Genomic DNA, 22,533 nt, shown 5'->3' with positions numbered 1-22,533 from the left:
CGTTCCAGATTTTCATCATGTTACAGTTATTTAACGCGAATTCTTTCTTGTAATACTTTTGTAACAAAACAAAAAAAACAGATATGCTGAATGGCTTATTCTCGCCATTTCTGCATATCTGTCCGTTTTAGTGATTTAATCGTTTTTTCAAGAATCAATTGACTTCTTTTTTCGGAAACGTGCTAAGAATTCGTACACGATTGGAACGATAAGAAGTGTCAACAATGTCGAACTTGTAAGTCCACCGATGACCGTCACGCCTAATCCTTTTGAAATTAATGCGCCACCTTCGAGTCCAAGGGCGAGTGGTGCAAGGGCACCGATCGTCGCAAGGGCTGTCATCAAGATTGGACGTAAACGTGTACCTGCTGCATCGAGTAGTGCTTGACGCGTCGATAAACCTTCTGCTTCTTTATGAATGACACGGTCGATCAAGACGATCGCATTTGTCACGACGATCCCAATCAACATCAAGGCACCGATTAAGGACGATACAGAAATCGTCTCGCCTGTAATCAGAAGTGCAACGAGCCCACCGATGATTGCGAATGGAAGTGAGAACAAGATGACGAGTGGCGTCAATGCTCCTCCGAACGTAATGACAAGGACGAGATAGACGATGGCTACAGCTGCTGCCATTGCTAGACCGAGTTGTGTGAATGATTCTTGGATCTGTTCAGTAACTCCGCCTTGCTCATATGAGACACCCGTTGGACGATCGATATTCTTGACGGATTTTTCAATCGCTTGAGAAGCTTCTGTTGCTTTATCCGTTTTCAGTTCTGCTGTCACAGTAGCAACGAGTTTTCCATCGCGTTCGTTGAGTGAGTCAGGTGTCGTTCCTTTTTTCACTTCAACAAAATCGGACAGTTTACGAACACCAAGTGGTGTCACGACATCTGTCTCTTCCAAGTCTCGTATCGAATCATATGTCGTTTGTTCGTTTGGAACGATGACATCGAGTTCCTTCCCATCCACCTTAATAGTAGAAAGTGGTTTTTCCTCACCTTGGACATTCGCGATACCTTGTGCGAGTTGTGCTGTTGAAACACCGAACTCAGCCGCTTTTTGCTGATCGACTTCGAACGTATACTGCGTATAAGCTTCTTTTAAATCTGTCGTTACTTTTCGAACATATTTCGTTTCGCCTTCGATCGCATCGACGAATTTCGGTGTAACTTTTTCTAAATCTTCAATGTTATTCGCGAAGATCGAGTACGAGACACCTGACGACGCAGCTCCACCACTAAAGTCTTGCTCTTTCCATTCTCCTGTCGGAATGTCGGCATTCAACTGCTTGATTGCTGTCTGTTTAACATCTGCGAAATCTTCTGTGTCTGGATCATACTGGACGATAAAGACACCTTGTTTTGTATTCCCTGGGTTCAATGGATTTTCTCCACCGACGGTAAACTGAAGATTGTCGATATTTTTTTGTTTGTTGAAATAATCTTCTGCTTGATCAGCTGCTTTTAACGAATCATCCAACGTTTGTCCTGGTTTTGGATTGTACGTGACATACAGTGTTTTTTCTCCTTCTTGATTCAAGAAGTTGACACCAATTGTTGGTACAAGTGCAAAACTTCCGATCAATAGTAGGACGGATAGTCCAAAAACGATGAATTTATGGTTCAACGACCAATTCAGCATACGACGATAACCGTTCGCAAGCTTACCGCCCTCTTCTTTTTCTGGTTTTGGTGCCTTACCGCGCTTAAAGAGCGAGTCCGCAAACATCGGAACGACCGTGACCGCTACGATCAAGGACGCAAATAGTGCAAAGACGACTGTCAATGCGAACGGTAAGAAGAGTTCTCCGACGAATCCCGTAACAAATCCGAGTGGTAAGAATACAGCAATTGTAACGACCGTTGACGATGCGATTGGAATGAATACTTCTCGTGTTGCACTGATGATCAGTTCTTTTCCTTTTAACTTTTCTGTCGGATCCGTCAAACGGCGGTAAATATTTTCGATGACGACGATGGAATCATCAACGACTCGACCGATTGCGACCGTCATTGCCCCAAGCGTCATGATATTTAAAGAAATATCCATCTGCTTCAGCACAAGAATCGCCATCAGAAGAGATAGTGGAATCGAAATGACTGCGATGATCGTTGATTTGATGTTTCGAAGGAACAGCAAAATGATGACGATGGCAAATAATGCACCAATCAGTGCCTTACTAATCATCGTTGAAACGGATTCCTCGATTGGTTTCCCTTGATCAAGTGTCACAGATGCATTGACCGTTCCGTTTTCTTTTTCAAAGTCTTTAATCGTCTGCTTGACGCCATTGACGACATCAACCGTATTTGCGTCCTGCGATTTCGTCACTTGAACACCAATCGATCTTTCGCCATTCGAACGAGAAATCGATTCTTCAATCCCTTTGTCTTCAATCGTCGCGACTTGCGACAACGTGACAGTTGGTACTTGTGTTGGTGCTTGAGTTGCTTGTCCCGACGTAGCACCTGTCGACGGTGTCGTTCGGGATGCTGCCTCTCCTGTTGCTGATGGTGCTTGCCCTGCTTGCCCTGCTTGCCCTGCTTGCCCTGCTTGCCCTGCTTGCCCTGCTTCAGGAGTATTCGCTGCTGGCGGTGTATATGGAAGACGAAGATCTTTTAATTCTTTGACCGTCGTTGCTTTTCCATCTAGTACAACTGCCTGTTCTTTATCTCCTAGCTCGTACAAACCAAGCGCTAAACGTGAATCATTAGCTTGAATTAATTGTTTCGCATTCTCTTCTGTTAAACCGTAACGTTCGAGTTTTTTCTCATCAAATTGAATCTCAATTCGACGAATTTCTTGACCTGCAACTTGAACCGTTTGAGCACCTTCGATTCCCTCAAGCTTCGGTTGAAGTTCGTTTTCGACGAGTTTCGTCAACTCAGACAGAGAGCGTTCCTTGTCTGAGACAGCGAATCCGATGACTGGAAATGCATCAAAGGAAATCCGTGATACTTGTGGCTCTTGGACACCTTCTGGTAGTTCTACGTTTGAAAGAGCTTCTTTTACCTTTTGCTCTGCTTCTTCCATGTCTGTACTGAAGTTGTAGTCAATTTGTAAGTTCGATGCATTTTGGAAGGACGTCGAACGTACAGTATCGACACCTGGTAAATTTTCGACCTTACTTTCAAGTTCTCGACTGACTTCATCTAAAACCTGTTCTGGTGTAGCACCCGGATAAATTGTCGTCACGGACACGGTTGGTGTCGTGATGTCTGGCAATGTCTCAAGCTTCATCGATGTTCCCGCATAAATACCGGCAACCGTGATGATGATCGTCATAAGCCAGAGGGCAAACTTATTGTTCACCGAAAACTGGATGATCTTTTTCATCGTATGGTTCTCCTTCACTCTTCAATTTGCTTGTCTAATTGTCGTGCACGTTCTATTAATTGCTGAATCAATCGTTGTCGGATAGTCGGAGAAGGTGCACCGAACTGAAAATGCTCCGACATTTTCAAACCGTCTAATGTAAAACGAATCGATAACACCTCAACCGGATCCATCTGTTCTGTCAGTTGGCGGAAGAAATGCTCAACTTGTCGCTTTCGTTCCTCGACGAACGTCGCGTGATCCTTTAACAAGGACAATAAGTAAAGAAGCGCATCCATGTCGAGGTGGAATTCCTCTTGCTGCTGGATTTGCAACGTCACGAACGCTTCCATCGGTCCCATCGTCAACTGATGCTGTTCGTACAGTTCAAATTGACGTGCTTCTTGCGCTTCGATGACTCCCATCAGCAACGCTTCTTTCGAAGCAAAATGATACAATAGTCCACCTTTCGAGACATTTGCCTGTTTCGCGACTTCATCGAGCGTTAGCTGAGTAAAGCCTTGTTGCAATATGATCGCTGTCGTTGCTTCAAGAATCCGGCGACGTGTCTCTTGTGCTTTTGCACTAGCCAAAAGCCTCCCCCTTTTCCTATCTATTTTACTGTACCGTCTGGACGGTTTCTTTTTATAGTGTACGGATTCTCATTTCGAGATGCAATCGCTTTGCTTATGTTTCACGTGAAACTTTCGTGAACGAAAAAAACGCTTACGCATTTTATTATACGTAAGCGTTCTGAAGTGGATTATTCGTTTGCTTCACGTGCACTCTCTCGTAGCGCCGCTTGCATCGTTTCGAACAGGTGACGCTCCCGTAACACTTGGACACCACGATCCGTCGGTCCACCAGGTGCTGCAACGTCAGCAATGAGACGATCTGTGCTCTCATTAGAACGCATGAGAATTTCAGCTGAACCTTTCATCGCTTGAGCAACGATTCGACGTGCATTTCCCTCTTCAAAACCGGCATCCGTCAAAACTGGTACCATACCAGCTACGATTTCATAGAAGAATGCTGGACTACATCCAGCTGCCGCCATGAACGCTGGCATCGTTGTTTCATTTGCCTCCGCGATTTCTCCGACACGTTCAAATAATGCCTCGACTACACTTCGGATCTCTTCGTTCACGCGTGAGCCGAACCATAGTCCAGTCATTCCTAATCGATGGGCAACGGGTGTATTCGGCATGACAGCAACTGTCGGACGTTCTGTTAACCGTTCGATTTCGTCCGGTGTAATGTGAGCCGCAATCGAAACGATCGTTTGATGCGTCCATTGTTGGTTTGCTACGTAGGCAAGTACACCATCGGGTTGCATGCCAAGCATGACGACATCATATAAGGAGACATCTTCTTGCTCGACCGTTTGAATGCCGTGTCGCGCCGCGACTTCCGTCAAGCGTGCTCCACCACTGCGATTCGTCATCGTAATGTCCTCACGCTTAAATCCAGAAGCGACCCACCCTTGAACGAGCGCCTCACTCATCGCACCTGCTCCTACTACTAATAGTTTCATCGTCTATCCTTCCTTTCCCTCAAAAAAAGACCAGTCATGACTGGTCTTATGCGGGTCCATTATACACGAACAGCTAAATCTTCAACAGCGACGACACGAAGACCCTTGTCGTCAAGTTTCTTCACGATTTTTTTCTTCGTCTTCTCGTCACAATCTGTTGGTAACGTAATTAATACGCGACGCATGACACTACTCTTTGCATCGAGAGTCATCAGACTCGCCACCGTTGAATATTTGTTAACGATCTTCGAAATTTTCTCGAGCGCCCCTTTTTGTTCACTTAAGGCTACCGTTAAGACGTAACTTCCCGAATCACGATTCCACGCTTCCTCAAGCATTCCAAGCATCTTCCCGTGCGGTAAGATACCGAAAAAATGACCGTCGTCATTTAAGACCGCAATATACGGTAATTCCTTAATTGAGAAGAAGACTTCAAAGAAATTACTTCCTGTATAGATGTATTTGGATGTATTCTTAATCAGCGACATGACATTGTCGTCTAAACTGCCACCATTCATCCCATGACGATAAATGTGCATCTTATAGATATTCCCCTTGAAATCCTGTCCTGTCTGACTAAGAACCGGGACACATCGGTATCCGGTTTTTTCAAGCGTGTCAAGCGCTTCACGGATCGTCGCTGTTTCGGAAATCGTGACACATTGGTGCTTCGGGATACATAAACTTTGAACGAGCATAATAAAATCCTCCTCTTTTACCTAATTACGCAGACTTAATCATATCATTCGATTTTCATACGCCATATCCTCTTTTCCCACTTCTGATGCGCTTTTATTCTTACAATCACAAGACATTCGCTTGTAATCACAACGCAATCCAACCTATTTCAATTAAGTACACATGTAATCTCCTATTGTCAGATAATTTATTAAATCTACAATCACCTTCATATTAAGATTTATTAAGATTTCGTAAAGACGCTTCATAAATGTATTCTTTTACAATACCGTCTGCTACAATCGAACTCGTGAAGTTGCTTCACTATATTCTATTCTTGTTCTTAATATGGAGGCAGAAGAAATGTTTAGTAAAAAACAAGATCCATTCGCAGTTAAATTATCAGAAATCGCAGGACACTTAAAAACGACTTCGCAATTCTTCGTTGACTTTAAAATCAACGGCATCGCGGATGTAAAAGAATTTGCACATAAAGTAAAAGACTTCGAAACAGCTGGGGACGATTTGATGCATCAGTTGATCATCGACTTGAACAACGCGTTCATCACGCCAATCGATCGCGAAGACTTACTCGCACTCGCTAACGCACTCGATGACGTCTTAGATGGCTTTGAAGAATGTTCTGCTATTTTCGAAATCTACAATATCGTTCAAGCAGACGAGCACATGATTAAGTTCGTTGATGAAATCAACATCGCTGTTTCAGAACTCGCAACGTCAATGGATCTTCTTGTTGCACGTAAATTGCAACCGATGCGTGAACACGTCATTAAAATCAAAGAACAAGAGACGATTTGTGATAACTTACGCCGTAAATCAATCAAAGCATTGTTCGCAACAGAAACAGATCCAATTAAAATCATTCAATACAAAGAAATCTATGAATCGCTCGAATCAATCGCGGACTACTGCCAAGACGCAGCTAACGTCATTGAAACGATCATCATGAAAAACGCTTAAGTGAGGAGCTAACGAGATGGATAGCCTGTTTATCATCACCGCCATAATCGTGATTCTCGCACTTAGCTTCGACTTCATCAACGGTTTCCACGATACAGCGAACTCAATCGCGACTGCTGTATCGACTCGCGCTTTGAAACCACGCCATGCCATCATTTTGGCTGCATCGATGAACTTCCTAGGTGCAATCACATTCACTGGAGTCGCAAAAACGATCTCTGGTGACATCGTTGACCCGTCAACACTTGAACACGGGAGCTATGTCGTCATCGCTGCCTTGATTTCAGCCATTGCTTGGAATCTCTTGACTTGGTACTTTGGTATTCCGTCAAGTTCGTCGCATACACTGATTGGTTCGATTGCTGGTGCAGCTGTTGCCTCTGTTGGATTTGGTGGCATCGAAGCAAAAGGGTTCTTGAAAATCGTTGAAGCTTTGCTGATTTCACCAGTACTCGCCTTCACACTCGGTTTCATCGTATATGCAGTCTTTAAAATCATCTTCAAAAAAGGAAATTTGGCGAAAACGAATCGTCGCTTCCGCCACGTCCAAATCGCAACTGCTGCATTACAATCGTACACACACGGTACGAATGATGCGCAAAAAGCGATGGGGATCATCACACTCGCTTTGATTTCGTCTGGTTTCCAAACGGATCACGAAGTTGCCACTTGGGTTAAACTTTCCTGTGCGATCGCAATGGGTCTCGGAACATCTGTCGGTGGATGGCGCATCATCAAAACCGTCGGTGGTCAAATCATGAAAATCCGTCCAGTCAATGGTGTAGCAGCTGACTTAACATCAGCAGCAATCATTTTTGGTGCAACGGCGATTCATCTTCCTGTTTCGACGACACACGTCATCTCATCTGCCATCTTAGGTGTAGGTACATCGCACCGTAAGAAAGGTGTCAAGTGGGGAACAGCGCAACGCATGCTTATCACATGGGTCATCACATTGCCGATTTCAATGGCTTTAGCTGCTATGATCTACTATATTCTCGACTTCTTATTCATTAAATAAGTACGCACCCCGCCTATTCAAGATAGGTGGGGTTTTGTCTACGCTAGAAGCGTCGACAGTTGTTGTTTTTCCCATAATTCGCTATCATGAAGAACAAGAAGGATTGTCTATTTCTTTAGGAGGAATGCCCCATGACAAAACGTAAAGCCTTAACGATTGCTGGTTCCGACACGAGTGGTGGAGCTGGCATTCAAGCTGATTTAAAGACGTTCCAAGAACTTGGCGTCTACGGAATGAATGCCTTGACGGTCATCGTCGCTCAAGATCCTGATCACTCTTGGCATCATGCGGTTTACCCAATCGACACAGAACTCGTCCGGACACAAATCCACACGGTCCTTGGAGGTATTGGTGTTGATGCGATGAAGACGGGAATGCTCCCGACTGTCGAAATCATTGAAGCCGTTGCCGAAAAAATCAAATCATCCGGCGTCCAAAACGTCGTCATCGATCCTGTTATGGTCTGTAAAGGCGAGGATGAGGTGCTAAACCCTGATACAGCGAACGCACTTCGTGATGTCTTGACACCACTTGCGACAGTCGTCACACCGAACGTCTTTGAAGCAGGTCAATTATCGGGTCTTGGTAAAACGCCAGCAACGATAGACGAAATGAAACTTGCAGCAGCGCGGATTCATGAAAAAGGTGCGCAATACGTTCTTGTTAAAGGTGGCAGTAAGATTGACCATCCACAAGCAGTTGACGTGCTTTATGACGGAAAAGAGTTTATCCTGATTGAGGACGAACGAATCGAGACACCGTACACGCACGGTGCCGGCTGCACGTACTCTGCAGCAATCACGGCCGAACTCGCAAAAGGTGCATCGGTAGAAGCTGCTGTCCGTACAGCAAAATCTTTTATCACTTCTGCGATTCGTCATTCATTCCGTTTGAATGAATACGTCGGACCAACTGATCACGCTGCACATCGTACAGTCCAGTCTTGATCCGCTTAAGAAGTCCGCGATATCCGCGGACTTCTTTCTGTATAGGAGAGGAGAATGATTTATGCAAGCCATTGATTTACAAGAGATACAGCGTTATATCGACGAACATGCGAATACACCGTTATACGTACACGTTGAGACGACGAACGGTGCCTACGCGACGCACCAAGATCCGACCTTCCATAGCGCAGGGATGTTTTTCCGTAATGCGGAAATCACTTACGAACGTGGTTTGATCACAGGAAACGGTCCTTACCGGATCGGTTTGAAACTTGCACACGGCTGGTTATACGGTGAGGGATTAACTGATTTCGAATTTGCTGGGGATCAATTGTTGATTGCCGGTCACGATGTCGAAGGACGTCTTGCGATTGCTTTTGAACTTAGCCCGACACCATTTGCTCAAGGTGCAGAGGAGGTAGACGCATGACACACGAAGATCATTTACTCGTCGTCTTCCCTCACCCGGATGACGAAGCCTTCAGTTCTGCTGGTACGATCATCGAGCACGCAGAAAATCGTGGTCCTGTCACATATGCTTGTTTGACGCTCGGTGAGATGGGCCGTAACATGGGACGCCCTGTCTTTACGAACCGGGAACAGCTCGCAACGATTCGCAAACGTGAGTTGATCGATGCAGCTGAAAAAATGAAGATTTCGGATCTCCAAATGTGGGGACTTCGCGATAAGACCGTTGAATTCGAGGATGAAGCGGCACTTGCTGACCGTATCCTTACGTTGATTCAACAAACGCGTCCGACTCGCTTGATTTCATTTTATCCGGGTTACGCGGTCCATCCCGATCACGAAGCGACAGCTCGCGCCGTCGTTCGTGCCCTTCGGATGATGGATCCTGCCGATCGCCCTGAGTTCCTTGCGGTCGCTTTTGCGAACAATACGAAAGAAGAGCTTGGAGAAGGAACATTCATTCACGATGTCAGTGCCTATACGGATCAAAAGATCAAGGCACTCGAAGCACACGCTTCTCAAACAGGTGGTTTGATGAAAGTCATCTCGGAAGACTCGAACATCCGTGACCTGCTCGTCAAAGAACGCTATTACCACTATCCGCTGTAATTTCCTATTAAGAGATGCCGATCGTCCGAGCGACAATCAGCATCTCTTTTTTGGCCTTCATTAGAAAACGTCGACTTTTTTGATGGCTTCTGCTAGTGTGAATAGTTGAGACTACGTCTCCGGAGTTCGTAACCTCCTCCGTTATAAAAACTAGGAATGGAAGTGTACATTATGAAAAACGAACGTGCTCTTGTCGTCTTTAGCGGCGGCCAAGACTCAACGACTTGTCTGTTTCAGGCACTGAAACAGTATGAAGAAGTCGAAGTCGTGACGTTTAATTACGGACAACGTCATGCACAAGAACTCGAAGTCGCACGCGACATCGCCTCTGAGCTCGGTGTCAAACACCATGAGCTTGATCTCTCTCTTCTCAGTCAACTAACGAGTAACGCCTTGACTGACCACAGCCAAACCATCACGACGAACGAAGATGGTCTACCTTCTACTTTTGTAGATGGACGGAACCACCTGTTTCTTTCGTTCGCAGCCGTCCTCGCGAAAGGACGCGGAATCCGTCATATCGTCACTGGCGTATGTGAAACGGACTTTTCTGGTTACCCAGACTGCCGTGATGCCTTCATCAAGTCACTGAATGTGACATTGAACCTTGCAATGGACTATCCATTCGTACTGCACACGCCACTCATGTGGCTCGACAAAAAAGAAACGTGGGCGCTTGCCGACTCGCTCGGTGCGTTTGATTTCGTTCGAAATCGCACGTTGACGTGTTACAACGGCGTCATTGGAGATGGTTGCGGCGAATGCCCGGCCTGTGAATTACGAAAAAATGGATTAGATGCATACATCAAGGAGGTTCAACACACATGACATTCAATTACGAAGCACCTGAAACGGTCGAGCGCCCGACTGGCGACTCGCTTATCTATACGAAATCTCGCGTCATGATCGTCAAAAAACTGACGTTTGACGCAGCGCACCACCTATATGATTACGATGGGAAATGCCGTGCGCTTCATGGTCATACGTACCATGTCGATATGGGCATCAGTGGTTTTCTTGATCACCGCGGTATGACACTTGATTTTGGTGATCTTAAGAAAATCTTTAAAACACATCTCGAACCACTTCTCGATCACCGTTATTTAAATGAATCATTACCATACATGAATACGACAGCTGAAAACATGGCGGCGTGGATTTTTGAGACGCTCGGACAACACCTTCCAGACGAACGTGGACTTCGTGTCGAATTCGTCAAACTTTATGAGACGCCGACTGCTTTTGCTGAAGTCCGTCGTGAGTGGATGAACGAAGCATGAGTGCCTTAACGAAAACGCCAAAAATTCCGGTTCTCGAGATTTTCGGACCAACGTTCCAAGGGGAAGGACGATCAATCGGTCAAAAGACGATGTTCGTCCGAACCGGTGGCTGCGACTATTCCTGTTCATGGTGTGACTCCGCCTTCACATGGGATGGTTCTGAAAAACCTGAACTCTTGACGGCAGAGACGATCATGGAACGCCTCGATGCACTCGGCTCTTACGGACATGTCACGATTTCTGGTGGGAACCCGTTACTTCATGCTTCGATCGGTACGCTGGTTGAGGCATTAAAAGAACGAAACATCACGATGTCGGTTGAGACACAAGGTTCTTACTGGCAAAATTGGTTACTTGATATCGATGACGTCACACTCAGTCCTAAACCGCCCTCAAGTGGCATGAACATCGATTTTGATCGTTTGGATGTTTTTTTCAAGCGTCTACCAGAACAACAGCGTGCCGTTAAAATCGTCATTTTTGATGAAGCAGATCTTGATTTCGCGGCGATGATTTCAGAGCGATATGCCTTAAAAACGCTCTATCTATCACTCGGAAATCCGGATCCGCACGAAGAAGGTACGATCGCCCCACGGATGCTACACGATTTAAAAACACTTTGGGAACGCGTTGCTCGTGATGAACGTTTTAATCACGCACGTGTCCTACCACAACTACACGCCCTCGTTTTCGCGAACGATCGTGGCGTCTAAGGAGAAATGATTCATGCGCCCTGAAGATCTAAACGACTTATCGTTACTCGGCCAAAAAGCCGTTCCATACATTTTCGAATATCAACCCGAAGTTCTCGAAGCGTTTCCGAACCGCCATCCGGAAAATGATTACTTCGTAAAATTCAATGCACCAGAATTTACGAGCCTTTGCCCGATTACGAATCAACCGGACTTCGCGACGATCTACATTTCGTATATCCCGGATGAAAAACTCGTCGAATCGAAATCACTTAAATTGTATCTATTCAGCTTCCGTAATCACGGTGATTTCCACGAGAACTGCATCAACGTCATCGGGAAAGATCTCGTGAAATTGATGGAACCGCGCTACCTCGAAGTGTGGGGGAAATTTACGCCACGTGGGGGAATTTCGATTGACCCGTACTACAACTACGGAAAACCTGGTACAAAATATGAACGAATGGCAGAACATCGTCTATTCAATCACGATCTCTATCCTGAGACTGTCGATAATCGTTAAACGCTCAAAAGAGGAACAGTGGACTTTTCCACCGTTTCTCTTTTTCATACCCATTAACTCGACGGGATGTCGATCAAGGTCGTACGATCGTGCTGACAGATGACTTCAGATGACCAAATATAAATATGCCGTAACAAATGATCCAAAATAATCTGCAAAGCACGGACCAGCCGCTCAATCATCGAAAAAGACGGATCCACAATGCTATTTTCGATACATCGAATCATCTCAAGTGTCATTTTAGTCAATTCAGCTAATGTATGCTGATCTAACTGATGACGTTCTCGTAATGTACGAATCCGCTGACCGTACTGCCCGATCGGTTGAATCCCTTCTTTCATCCGCCCAACATCTTTTCTTTTTTGAAACCAAACAATGTTCACTGTAGCCTTTTTCTCTTTTTTTTTAAATTTGAATACCTTTCCGAACTGTCATTTTTCCACTGAAATAAATTTCCGAATGTTTTTCTTATAAAACACTAGCTTTTTAAAAAGTTATCGCTTACAATTCTATATGCAAACGGTTGCATTAATCGCTTACATTATTGCACTGTTCTTACACACATATTAGAGAAAAAGAGATCCAAAAGGAGTGAATGATCTTGAAAAATGCTATTTCGTTCGATTTTTGGCAAAAACTCGGTAAAGCGTTGATGGTCGTCATCGCTGTTATGCCTGCTGCAGGAATCATGATCTCGGTCGGGAAACTGATCGGCATGTACGGAGGCGACATCGTATTAATGCAAACGATTGCCCGGATCGTTGAGGATTTAGGTTGGGCTATTATTACGAATCTCCACGTCTTATTCGCCGTCGCGATTGGTGGATCGTGGGCAAAAGAACGTGCTGGTGGTGCGTTCGCAGCGTTACTCGCCTTCATTTTGATCAACCGTGTCACAGGCGCTATCTTTGGCGTCAATGCTGACATGATCGCGGACCCAAAAGCAACGGTCAATTCATTGCTTGGTTCTGAGCTCATCGTAAAAGATTATTTCACTTCAGTTTTAGGGGCACCTGCGCTTAACATGGGGGTCTTCGTCGGAATCATTTCTGGTTTCCTTGGTGCCGTTCTCTTTAATAAATTTTATAACTTCAGTAAATTGCCAGATGCGCTCGCCTTCTTTAACGGAAAACGTTTTGTTCCATTCGTCGTCATCGGTGGATCGGTTGTTGCAGCATTCGCATTGTCACTCGTTTGGCCGTTCGTCCAAGGATTGTTGAATGACTTCGGGCGCTGGATTGCCTCTTCACGTGATTCTGCACCGATCATTGCACCGTTCGTATACGGTACACTGGAACGTCTATTACTTCCGTTCGGTCTGCACCATATGTTGACTGTACCGATGAACTACACGGAATTAGGTGGAACGTACAAAATCTTGACAGGTGCTGCTCAAGGATCGACGGTTGCTGGTCAAGATCCGCTTTGGCTCGCTTGGATCACTGACCTTGTCAACTTAAAGCAAGCCGGTAACACACAAGGATACAATGACTTAATCAACAGTGTCGTTCCTGCCCGCTTCAAAGAAGGACAAGTCGTCACATCACTTGCTTCATTGATCGGTATTGCTGTCGCAATGTACATGTCAGTCGATGAAGATAAGAAAAAAGCATACAAACCGGTCTTCCTATCTGCAGGACTCGCTGTCTTCTTGACAGGTGTCACAGAGCCAATCGAGTTCATGTTCATGTTCATCGCTCCTGTTCTTTACGTCATCTATGCTGTACTAACAGGTGTTGCCTTCGCACTAGCGGATGTCATGCATCTTCGGATTCATGCGTTCGGTGCAATCGAACTTCTGACACGCATTCCATTGATTGCAAAAGCTGGTTTGATTGGTGATTTAATTCGCTTCATCGGTGTCTGTGTGTTCTTCTTCTTCTTGAACTTCTTCACGTTCCGTTTCGTCATCAAGAAGTTCAACTATGCGACACCAGGTCGTAACGGGAACTATCTGGACGATATCAACGTATCGACAACTGAAGCTTCAGGTGAGGCTGCTGCGACATCATCTCCTGCCGACGGTTCGCAAGCTTCACAAATCATCGATTTGCTTGGTGGACAGCAAAACATCGAGGACGTCGATGCCTGTATGACGCGTCTTCGTGTCACTGTCAAAGATCCAGCGCTTGTTGCAAAAGAAGCAGACTGGAAAGCAAACGGTGCACTTGGTCTGATCCTTAAGAACAATGGCGTGCAAGCCATCTACGGTCCAAAAGCCGATATCTTAAAATCAGATATCCAAGACCGGATCGGCGCATAAACCTGCGAGATTAGGGAACTACCTAAAGGTGAAGCTCTTTTATAAGAGTTTCACCTTTCTTATTTGAAAAATCAGGAGGACCACTCATGCGTCTACTCACACTAAACTGTCATTCATGGCAGGAAGAACAGCCACTCGAAAAATTAAAGCAGATCGTCCAACAGATCCTCGCACAAGATTATGATGTCATCGCACTGCAAGAAGTCAGTCAATTAATGGATACACCGATCGTCCATGATGAGGTGCGTAATGATAATTTTGCTTATTTAATTCAGCAAGCCTTAAAGGAACAAGGTCAAACCTACTCCCTCATCTGGGATTTTGCCCATATCGGATACGATAAATACGAAGAAGGACTCGCCTTATTGACGAAACACCCGATCTTGAAGTCAGACAGTTATTATGTCAGCCGTAGTCAGGATACACTCGATTGGAAATCACGGAAAATCGTCCGTGCCACGATCCAAGTCGACGGAACACCCATCACGTTCAATACCTGTCATCTCGGCTGGTGGGCAGATGAAGTCGAGCCGTTCCAGGAACAATTCAACCACTTGATGGCTCGGATGGATCCACTTGAATGGACGTTTTTCCTCGGGGATTTCAACAATGATGCCTTAGAACGAAATACAGGGTATGACTATATGATGCAACGAGGATTACATGACGTTTTTCTGCTTGCTAAGGAAACGGTCGGGATTGAAACGATCGATGGCAACATCGATGGATGGGAAGACAATCAACAAGGATTACGCATCGATCTTGTCTTATCGAACCGAAAGATCGATGTCGAGCGCGTCGGTGTCGTCTTCGATGGGATTCACGGACCCGTCGTTTCCGATCACTACGGGGTTGAGGTTGATATTCGGATTCAAAAAAATGAAAATTGATTGTTGACAACGCTTTCTTTTCTGCTTTATGATGAAATCAAATCAATAGTGCGGATTGTGACAGTATGGCTGGCAAGACCGAAATGACACCTTCTTAGGAGAGGTGTCGTTCGGTCTTGCCTTTTTTTGTCTCATCTAGCGTGTTTCACGAAAAAAGGAGGACTTTTCCGATGGACTATCAACAAACTGCTAAACGTGTACTTGAACTTGTCGGTGGACGCGAGAACATCATTACTGCCGCTCACTGCGCGACACGCTTACGCCTTGTTTTACATGACGAATCAAAGGTAGATCAAGCGGCACTTGAAGATTTGGATGGTGTGAGTGGTGCCTTCTCGAGCTCTGGTCAATATCAAATCATCTTCGGGACCGGTACCGTTAATAAGGTATTCGCTGCGTTTGCACCACTCGCTGGTGTGAAAGTCGATGGAGAAGAGCCACTCGACGTTAAAAAGGCTGCATCTCAAAAATTAAACCCGTTCGCCCGTCTTGCCCGTTCCCTTTCGAACGTCTTCGTTCCACTCATTCCAGCAATCGTCGCTGCCGGTCTCTTGATGGGATTACTCGGTATGATCAAAGCATTCGGTTGGGTCGAGGGCGATTCGCCGATTGTTCAACTACTTGATATGTTCTCGTCTTCAGCCTTCATCATCTTACCGATCCTGATCGGTTTCTCGGCAGCTCGTGAATTCGGTGCAAATCCGTATCTCGGTGCCGTCATCGGGGGAATCATGACACACCCGTCCCTCTTGAATCCATGGACACTTGGGAACAGTGATCCTGAAGTCATGAAATTCCTCGGAATGAACATCGAGTTAATCGGATACCAAGGAACGGTCTTCCCGGTTCTCTTAACTGTCTGGGTCATGGCAAAGATTGAACAACAAGTCCGGAAACGAACACCTGAAACGCTCGACTTACTCGTCACACCATTCGTTACGGTCCTCGTCACTGGTTTCCTAGCATTGATCGTCATCGGTCCAATCGGAACGTTGCTCGGGAAAGGAATCTCATTCGTACTCGTCTTCTTCTACGAACAGTTCTCAGTCGTCGCTGGTCTCCTCTTTGGTGGACTTTACTCGACGATTGTCATCACTGGGATGCATCACAGTTTCCATGCAATCGAAGCAGGGTTACTTGCCGATAAAAGTATCGGAAAGAACTTCCTTTTACCGATCTGGTCGATGGCGAACGTCGCTCAAGGCGGTGCCGGACTTGCCGTCTACTTTTTGACAAAGAACGTCAAACTCAAAGCACTTGCCCTACCGTCTGCGTTCTCAGCCTTTCTCGGTATCACGGAACCTGTCATCTACGGCGTCAACTTACGTCTTGGAAAACCATTCATCGGTGGTGCAATCGGTGGTGCGATTGGTGGCGGTTATGTCGTCTTAACGCAAGTCGCGGCGAACGCCTACGGACTAACTGGAATCCCGATGATCGCGATCGTCGCCCCGCTCGGTGCAACGAATTTGATCAACTACCTCGTTGGATTCGCGATTGCGGTCGTCACTGCTTTTGTTTCGACTGTCGTCTTGATGCGTCTTGATGCACGTAAACAAAAAGAAACAGACATTGCTGCTTAATCCTTCATGCGACCAAACCGGGTCCACTGACTCGGTGGTCGCATTTGTCGGTTCGCAAAGCTCTACGTTCGCTTTATAATAAAGAAAAGACTGGAAAGGAGGACGTCAGGCTGATTATTCATAAAATCCTCAACAACAATGCAGTTGTCGTTAAAGAAAATGGACAAGAACGCATCATCATGGGACCCGGTATCGCCTTTGGAAAAAAGAAAAAAGATCCGATCCAAGCGACGAAGATCGAAAAAATGTTCATCCCTTCGTTTGAAAATGCGGAACAGTTCAAAGAGATTCTGACGACGACACCACTTGAGATCATCGACTTATCCGAACGCATCATCTCGCATGCAGAAGGTGAACTTCAGACGCCGTTTCATGACTATATTCATGTCAGTCTGACGGATCACCTCGCTCATGCCGTACGGCTAGCACGTGAACAACTCGTCGTGCATAATCGACTAGCAGAAGAGATTCGTCTTTTATATGGACCAGAATATGCGATCGGAGAATGGGCAGTCCTTGAAATCGAACGCGCGTTACAGGTCACCCTCCCTAAAGAAGAAGCAGCGAACATCGCGCTTCACTTATATAATGCACGCCAGACTCATCCGAACATGGCAACTGCTTTGCAGACGGTCATGTTACTCAATGAACTGCGTGAACAGATTGAAGTCTTTTTTGGAAAAACGATCGAAACATCGTCGATGACGTACTATCGTTTCTTCACGCATATGAAATTGGTCCTCGCTCGGATCGAACAGGGAGAAACGTTACACGACATGGATGACGTAATTCTATCAGCTGTCAAAACCCGTTATGCAGACGCCTACGCCTGTGCGAATCAGATGGGAGACTGGCTTGCAGTCGAACTCGATACGCGTGTCCCTGAATCAGAAATTGGTTATATGGCTTTACACATTGAACGGATTCGTCCCGACCTTGAAAGGAGTTCTACGTATGAAAATCTTTAGTTTAGGGGAAGCACTGATTGATTTGATTCCTCTTGATGCCGAAAACATGACATTTCAAAAAAATCCTGGGGGTGCTCCTGCCAATGTCTCCGTCGGACTCGCTCGATTAGGCGCAGACAGTTATTTTCTTGGAGCGGTCGGAGATGATTCGATGGGCCACTTCTTGAAAGATACGTTACATCACTATGGCGTCCGCACGGATTACCTCATCCATGATTCAACACAAAAGACAGGTCTTGTCCTCGTCACGAATGGGCAGGATGGCGAGCGGTCATTTGAGTTCATCAATGCGGAACGCGCTGATATGCATTTTCACGAAACACATGTACCAGAGGACTTCGAGTCTGTCGATTTATTACACATCGGCTCTATCTCTTTGATCACTGGTGAAGCCGTAAACGCTACACGAACAGCTATCGCTCGTGCGAAAGAACACCAAGTGCCTGTCTCGTATGATCCGAACTTGCGTGAATCGTTATGGCCAAATCTCGATGAAGCACGGACGACGATCCGGTCCGTCCTACCGGATGCACAAATCGTCAAACTCGCCGAGGAAGAGTTAACGTTTTTAACAGGACAAACAGACCTTGATGACGGGGCTGCCGAATTGTTAGCTGAATACCCGATCCGTCTTCTCGCTATCACGCGTGGAAGTGAAGGGTCGATTCTGTATACGGATCACGCGATGGCTGTCATCGATGCGATTACGGTCGACGCGATTGATACGACAGGAGCTGGGGATGCTTTCATGTCCGGGTTACTCTATCAGTGTGCGTTACGTGATTTTTCATTCGCTTGGTCAGCAGATGAACTTCATGATATCGGACGATTCGCAGCGATTTCAGGTGGGCTTGCTGCTTCCGTCAAAGGTGCAATGGCTGCCTTGCCAACACTTGATGAAGTCGCTCATCGCTTGAGTTAAATCCGTAAAAAAAGACGGAGAGATTCCGGACGCAGTGCCGGAATCTCTCCGTCTTTTTCGTTTGGTTGATGAATCGTTTCTTCCTAAAGAATCGATCAAGGCATATCGATAAATTGTTTGATTTCGTCTAACGCCTCATCTTGTTGCTCTTTTGACGTCAATGGGCTCCTGTTGTCCCCTTTTTGTGGTCCATACATACCAAAGTTCGCATGATTTCCTTGTTTGATTTCATGGAATACCGCATCTTTTCGAACATTCTGCTTACTTTTTTCGATATCAGCGATTGGTAAGACACCATCTTGTCCACCATAGACCGTTAGTGAGGGCACATCAATCGAATCAATCGGATAGGATGCGAGGAAGATGATTCCTTTAATCTTCGAATGTTGTTCGACGATTGTCGAAGCCGCGCTTCCACCTAGTGAATGCCCGATCAGATACCACTTTTTGACCTGCGGATATTCCTCGACGATATCGAGTCCTTCGTTTGCATCGAGCAAGGCAATCCGAAACGGTAGCTTCGGTATGATGACAAAATGTCCATCTTTCGCTAGTTGATTACCATAATAACTGTAAGCAGCTGCATCGACTTTTGCCCCTTGATAAAAGATGAATCCGACGTCACTCGTCTCTTTTCCAAACGTGACTTCACGTGGTGTTTCCGTCTCCACGTAAGACGCCGCTTGCTGCGAAGCGTCATAATCGAATTGTGCCCAAATCATAAAGGCAAATACGAGTAGCGCAAGTACTGCAACAATCGTTCCAAGGATTCGTTTACTCCATTTTTTCATGTCATTCCCTCCCTATAGCGTTATATCCATTATTATGTGTTAAATCACATATGAAAACAAATGATAGAATTTTCAGTCATTGTAAGCATCCCTATCTCTTTTTCATGAATTGGTTTAAGATAAAGTCACTATTGTTTTTTCGAAAGGAGATTTACGTTTTGCCGCGTACCCTTGTGTCTACGATTCAATGGTTTTTATTCATCATCTGTACCAACATTGCCCCACCCCTTGCCATCGCAGCATCGTTTGAACTCTCGGGTGCCGAGACGCTTTCCTTTTTATCTCGTTGTCTATTCGTATTTGCCATCTTAAGTCTATTTCAAGTCCTACTCGGACACCGTCTTCCAATCATGGAAGGTCCTGCTGGAATTTGGTGGGGAGTATTCGCTCTCTATTCATCGATTGGTGTCACGCTGTACGGCAGTTATTCGAACACGCTACAATCGCTCGGATTCTTACTCTTACTCAGCGGAATCATATGTATCATCTTGACGGTGACAGGTGTCTTACGACGCTTAGTTCCGCTCTTCACTCCACAAGTCATTGGTGTTTATATGTTATTGCTGTCGGCACAGCTGTCGGGATCCGTCATGAAAGGATTGTTGAATATCGAAGACGGACGGATTCAAGCATTACCTGCCGTCATCTCGATTTTGACCGTCTTGATCTCGCTCTATTTAGAACGCAGTGATCGCTTACGACAATATGCTTTATTGATTACACTACTCGTCGGTTGGAGTATGTTCGCACTGATCGGACGTGCTGAGATGCCGAGCTTTGATGGTCCACTGTTCACTTTACCGAGCCTATTACCATTCGGCGGTATTCATATCGATTGGAGCCTATTACCGACTGCTATCATCATCTCGTTACTCTTGATGACGAACGTCTTAGCGAACATCAAGGTCATTGAACGAATCATCAGTGCGAAGCGCGGAGAAACGGTCAAAGGACAAGTCGGGACGGCTGGTATCACGGCTGGTATCGGACAACTCTTCGCCGGTCTGTTCGGTACAGTGGGTCCTGTTGCTATTTCCGGAACGGCTGGATTCATCGCCTCAACGGATAATACGGACCGCAAAGCGTTCGTTTATGCGAATATCACGTGTCTCTTCCTCAGTATCGTGACACCGTTCGTCGGTTTGATTGCTAAAATCCCTGTCGCTGTTGGTTATGCGATGGTCGCCCCGATCGTTGCCGGCATGGCAATCATCGGCATCACGGAAGCGGCTCGCGATTTGAATCGTCAAACAGCGATGATCACAGTTGGTCTTCCAGTTCTCGTCGGCATCGGTGCGTTGTTGTTACCGAAAGAAGCAACGGCCGATTTACCACCACTCATGACGACACTGATGTCGAACGGTCTCGTCCTCGGAACGTTAGTCGCCTTGCTTGCAGAGGTCTTACGCCATATCCGGACGAATGATTAATAAAAAGACACTTTCTCGATCGAGAAAGCGTCTTTTTTGAATATCTTAACGAATGCCGCGCATGTATTTTTGAAGTTTTGGTGCGAAAGCGAATAAGAGTAATCCGAAGATGACGGCAACGATACCTGTGATACCGAAATATAGAATCTCTGTATCCGCTTTATAGTACTTAACGATTTGTGCGTTGACCGCTTGTCCCGTTGCGTTCGTCAAGAACCATAGACTCATTGTTTGCGCTGAGAAGGCTGCCGGCGCCAATTTTGTCGTTGCCGATAAACCGACTGGTGACAAGAAGAGCTCACCGATGACGACGAGGAAGAAGCTGAGCGTCAGCCAGAGCGGACTAACTGTTGTTTCAACACCGAATAGGATACCTGGTAGTGTCATGACGATGAACGAAAGCCCTGCAAACAGAAGACCGAACGAGAACTTTTGCATCGTCGTCGGTTGACGATCCCCTAGCTTGACCCAGAAGCTTGCAAATACAGGTGCTAATACGATGATGAAGAGCGGATTCAACGATTGGAAGAATGCCGGTTGAATCTCGAATCCTAAGAATGAAAGGTTCGTCCGTTCACTTGCAAAGATCGAGAGGACATATGAACCTTGTTCTTGGATCGCCCAGAAAATCGCTGCTGCGATGAAGAGCGGAATATAAGCAATCAAGCGCGATCGTTCGTCATCTGTAATCTTTGGACTACGAAGCATGACTGTGAAATAGGCGATTGGAATCAAGATTCCGAGAATCGTGACCATCAAGGTAAAGCGAGAAATCGTCAACAATCCTGTCATCGATGCAATGACACCGAGAACCGCAATGACGACGACAACGATCGACGCAATCGTGATGAAGCGTTTTTTCTCGTCCCCTTTTAATGGGTTTAAAACATACGTACCTGCTTGACCAAGGTTTTTCTTTTTCGTCAGGACGAAGACGATAAGTCCTGCGAACATTCCGATGGCGGCGAGTGCGAAACCAGCATGGTACCCACCACGGTCAGCCACTTCACCGACGACGAGTGGTGAAAGGAATGCCCCAGCGTTGATCCCCATGTAGAAGATACTAAATCCAGCATCACGACGATTATCCGTCTTACTGTACAAATCTCCGACGATATTCGATACGTTCGGTTTCAAGAAACCGGTACCGATGACGATGAGTCCCATCGAGACGAAGAGTGCCGTAATGCCTGCTGGTAAAGCAAGAACGATATGCCCCAGCATTATCAAGATACCACCATAGAATACAGTTCGAGACGTACCGAGCAAACGGTCAGCTACCCATCCACCAATGATCCCAGACATGTAGACGAGTGAACCGTAAACGGCCATGATTGACGCAGCTGTCGTCTTGTCAATTCCTAGACCACCATTTGCGACTGAGTCGTACATATAGAAGATAAGGATGGCACGCATACCATAGTAGGAGAAACGCTCCCAAAACTCGGTGAAGAAGAGGGTGAATAACCCTTTCGGATTTCCAAAGAATCCTTTTTGCGGAACGGTCTTATAGACCTGATCGCGATCAAACTCTGCCATATGATTGGCTCCTTTCATCTGCCCTGAATAAGTGCATAATCCATCATCTTTTCCCGCTTTCCCCAAACGATAAGCGTGACGAAACAGATA

At 45.9% G+C, this 22,533-nt stretch carries 22 protein-coding genes; 15 read left to right on the top strand and 7 right to left on the bottom strand.

Going from position 1 to position 22,533, the window contains the following annotated elements; translation table 11 throughout:
- Positions 1-147 precede the first annotated feature (147 nt).
- The 4 genes from Q7C19_RS13335 to cbpA all read right to left on the bottom strand — a co-directional run bounded on the left by Q7C19_RS13335 (position 148) and on the right by cbpA (position 5,556).
- Positions 148-3,345 (bottom strand): efflux RND transporter permease subunit, encoded by a 3,198-nt coding sequence (locus tag Q7C19_RS13335; protein WP_375092316.1) that lies wholly within the window; start codon positions 3,343-3,345, stop codon positions 148-150.
- A 14-nt stretch (positions 3,346-3,359) separates the two neighbouring features.
- The gene (locus Q7C19_RS13330; RefSeq protein WP_375092315.1) at positions 3,360-3,917 is read right to left on the bottom strand and encodes a TetR/AcrR family transcriptional regulator; all 558 of its coding nucleotides are present in this window, start codon (positions 3,915-3,917) and stop codon (positions 3,360-3,362) included.
- Positions 3,918-4,087: 170 nt separating this feature from the next.
- The gene (locus tag Q7C19_RS13325; protein ID WP_035412024.1) at positions 4,088-4,858 is read right to left on the bottom strand and encodes a pyrroline-5-carboxylate reductase family protein; all 771 of its coding nucleotides are present in this window, start codon (positions 4,856-4,858) and stop codon (positions 4,088-4,090) included.
- A 59-nt stretch (positions 4,859-4,917) separates the two neighbouring features.
- Positions 4,918-5,556, bottom strand: coding sequence for a cyclic di-AMP binding protein CbpA (cbpA, locus tag Q7C19_RS13320; RefSeq protein WP_035412021.1), 639 nt, complete (start codon positions 5,554-5,556; stop codon positions 4,918-4,920).
- A gap of 343 nt (positions 5,557-5,899) precedes the next feature.
- On the opposite strand from cbpA, the gene Q7C19_RS13315 reads away from it, so the two are divergent.
- The 9 genes from Q7C19_RS13315 (at position 5,900) to queF (ending at position 12,057) form a co-directional block, all read left to right on the top strand.
- On the top strand, positions 5,900-6,517 hold the full coding sequence (locus tag Q7C19_RS13315; protein WP_035412018.1) for a DUF47 domain-containing protein: 618 nt from the start codon (positions 5,900-5,902) through the stop codon (positions 6,515-6,517).
- Between the two features lie 16 nt (positions 6,518-6,533).
- Entirely contained in the window at positions 6,534-7,538 is a 1,005-nt protein-coding gene (locus Q7C19_RS13310; protein ID WP_035412015.1) for an inorganic phosphate transporter, read from the top strand.
- 131 nt (positions 7,539-7,669) lie between these two features.
- Entirely contained in the window at positions 7,670-8,485 is an 816-nt protein-coding gene (pdxK, locus tag Q7C19_RS13305; protein WP_023469720.1) for a pyridoxine/pyridoxal/pyridoxamine kinase, read from the top strand.
- A 61-nt stretch (positions 8,486-8,546) separates the two neighbouring features.
- Entirely contained in the window at positions 8,547-8,915 is a 369-nt protein-coding gene (locus Q7C19_RS13300; RefSeq protein ID WP_035412012.1) for a YojF family protein, read from the top strand.
- Entirely contained in the window at positions 8,912-9,562 is a 651-nt protein-coding gene (bshB2, locus tag Q7C19_RS13295; RefSeq protein ID WP_214856686.1) for a bacillithiol biosynthesis deacetylase BshB2, read from the top strand. The genes Q7C19_RS13300 and bshB2 overlap by 4 nt, the downstream gene beginning before the upstream one ends.
- A gap of 171 nt (positions 9,563-9,733) precedes the next feature.
- Positions 9,734-10,390, top strand: a complete 657-nt coding sequence (gene queC / locus Q7C19_RS13290) for a 7-cyano-7-deazaguanine synthase QueC (RefSeq protein ID WP_023469723.1) — start codon at positions 9,734-9,736, stop codon at positions 10,388-10,390.
- Positions 10,387-10,842 (top strand): 6-carboxytetrahydropterin synthase QueD, encoded by a 456-nt coding sequence (gene queD, locus Q7C19_RS13285; protein WP_023469724.1) that lies wholly within the window; start codon positions 10,387-10,389, stop codon positions 10,840-10,842. The genes queC and queD overlap by 4 nt, the downstream gene beginning before the upstream one ends.
- A complete protein-coding gene (queE, locus tag Q7C19_RS13280) occupies positions 10,839-11,555 on the top strand; it encodes a 7-carboxy-7-deazaguanine synthase QueE (RefSeq protein WP_035412005.1) in 717 nt (238 codons plus the stop codon). Before queD ends, queE begins: the two co-directional genes overlap by 4 nt.
- A gap of 13 nt (positions 11,556-11,568) precedes the next feature.
- Complete coding sequence (gene queF, locus Q7C19_RS13275) at positions 11,569-12,057, top strand: preQ(1) synthase (RefSeq protein ID WP_035412002.1); 489 nt, start codon at positions 11,569-11,571, stop codon at positions 12,055-12,057.
- A gap of 53 nt (positions 12,058-12,110) precedes the next feature.
- Here queF and Q7C19_RS13270 read toward each other — a convergent pair whose 3' ends face one another.
- On the bottom strand, positions 12,111-12,398 hold the full coding sequence (locus Q7C19_RS13270; RefSeq protein WP_375092314.1) for a helix-turn-helix domain-containing protein: 288 nt from the start codon (positions 12,396-12,398) through the stop codon (positions 12,111-12,113).
- Positions 12,399-12,709: 311 nt separating this feature from the next.
- Between Q7C19_RS13270 and Q7C19_RS13265 the strand changes: the two genes are divergently transcribed.
- The 5 genes from Q7C19_RS13265 to Q7C19_RS13245 all read left to right on the top strand — a co-directional run bounded on the left by Q7C19_RS13265 (position 12,710) and on the right by Q7C19_RS13245 (position 18,683).
- Complete coding sequence (locus Q7C19_RS13265) at positions 12,710-14,320, top strand: PTS transporter subunit IIBC (RefSeq protein WP_375092337.1); 1,611 nt, start codon at positions 12,710-12,712, stop codon at positions 14,318-14,320.
- 86 nt (positions 14,321-14,406) lie between these two features.
- Positions 14,407-15,210 carry an endonuclease/exonuclease/phosphatase family protein gene (locus tag Q7C19_RS13260; RefSeq protein WP_035411996.1) on the top strand — a complete coding sequence of 268 codons (804 nt, stop codon included), beginning with the start codon at positions 14,407-14,409 and terminating at the stop codon, positions 15,208-15,210.
- A 170-nt stretch (positions 15,211-15,380) separates the two neighbouring features.
- Positions 15,381-16,793, top strand: a complete 1,413-nt coding sequence (locus Q7C19_RS13255) for a sucrose-specific PTS transporter subunit IIBC (RefSeq protein ID WP_035411994.1) — start codon at positions 15,381-15,383, stop codon at positions 16,791-16,793.
- A gap of 110 nt (positions 16,794-16,903) precedes the next feature.
- On the top strand, positions 16,904-17,761 hold the full coding sequence (locus Q7C19_RS13250; protein ID WP_375092336.1) for a PRD domain-containing protein: 858 nt from the start codon (positions 16,904-16,906) through the stop codon (positions 17,759-17,761).
- On the top strand, positions 17,748-18,683 hold the full coding sequence (locus Q7C19_RS13245) for a carbohydrate kinase family protein (RefSeq protein WP_056064831.1): 936 nt from the start codon (positions 17,748-17,750) through the stop codon (positions 18,681-18,683). The genes Q7C19_RS13250 and Q7C19_RS13245 overlap by 14 nt, the downstream gene beginning before the upstream one ends.
- A 95-nt stretch (positions 18,684-18,778) precedes the next feature.
- Here the strand turns inward: Q7C19_RS13245 and Q7C19_RS13240 are convergent, their stop codons facing one another.
- Positions 18,779-19,474 carry an alpha/beta hydrolase gene (locus tag Q7C19_RS13240; RefSeq protein WP_035411987.1) on the bottom strand — a complete coding sequence of 232 codons (696 nt, stop codon included), beginning with the start codon at positions 19,472-19,474 and terminating at the stop codon, positions 18,779-18,781.
- Between the two features lie 173 nt (positions 19,475-19,647).
- Here Q7C19_RS13240 and Q7C19_RS13235 point away from each other — a divergent pair, with 173 nt between their 5' ends.
- Positions 19,648-20,904, top strand: coding sequence for a purine/pyrimidine permease (locus Q7C19_RS13235; protein WP_375092313.1), 1,257 nt, complete (start codon positions 19,648-19,650; stop codon positions 20,902-20,904).
- A 45-nt stretch (positions 20,905-20,949) separates the two neighbouring features.
- On the opposite strand, the gene Q7C19_RS13230 is transcribed toward Q7C19_RS13235, so the two are convergent.
- A complete protein-coding gene (locus Q7C19_RS13230) occupies positions 20,950-22,443 on the bottom strand; it encodes a peptide MFS transporter (RefSeq protein ID WP_035411982.1) in 1,494 nt (497 codons plus the stop codon).
- Positions 22,444-22,533: the final 90 nt, after the last annotated feature.

This window comes from Exiguobacterium sp. PHA03 (genome assembly GCF_041945985.1).
Classification (GTDB): Bacteria; Bacillota; Bacilli; order Exiguobacteriales; family Exiguobacteriaceae; genus Exiguobacterium_A.
This window is presented reverse-complemented; position numbering and strand designations above follow the sequence as displayed.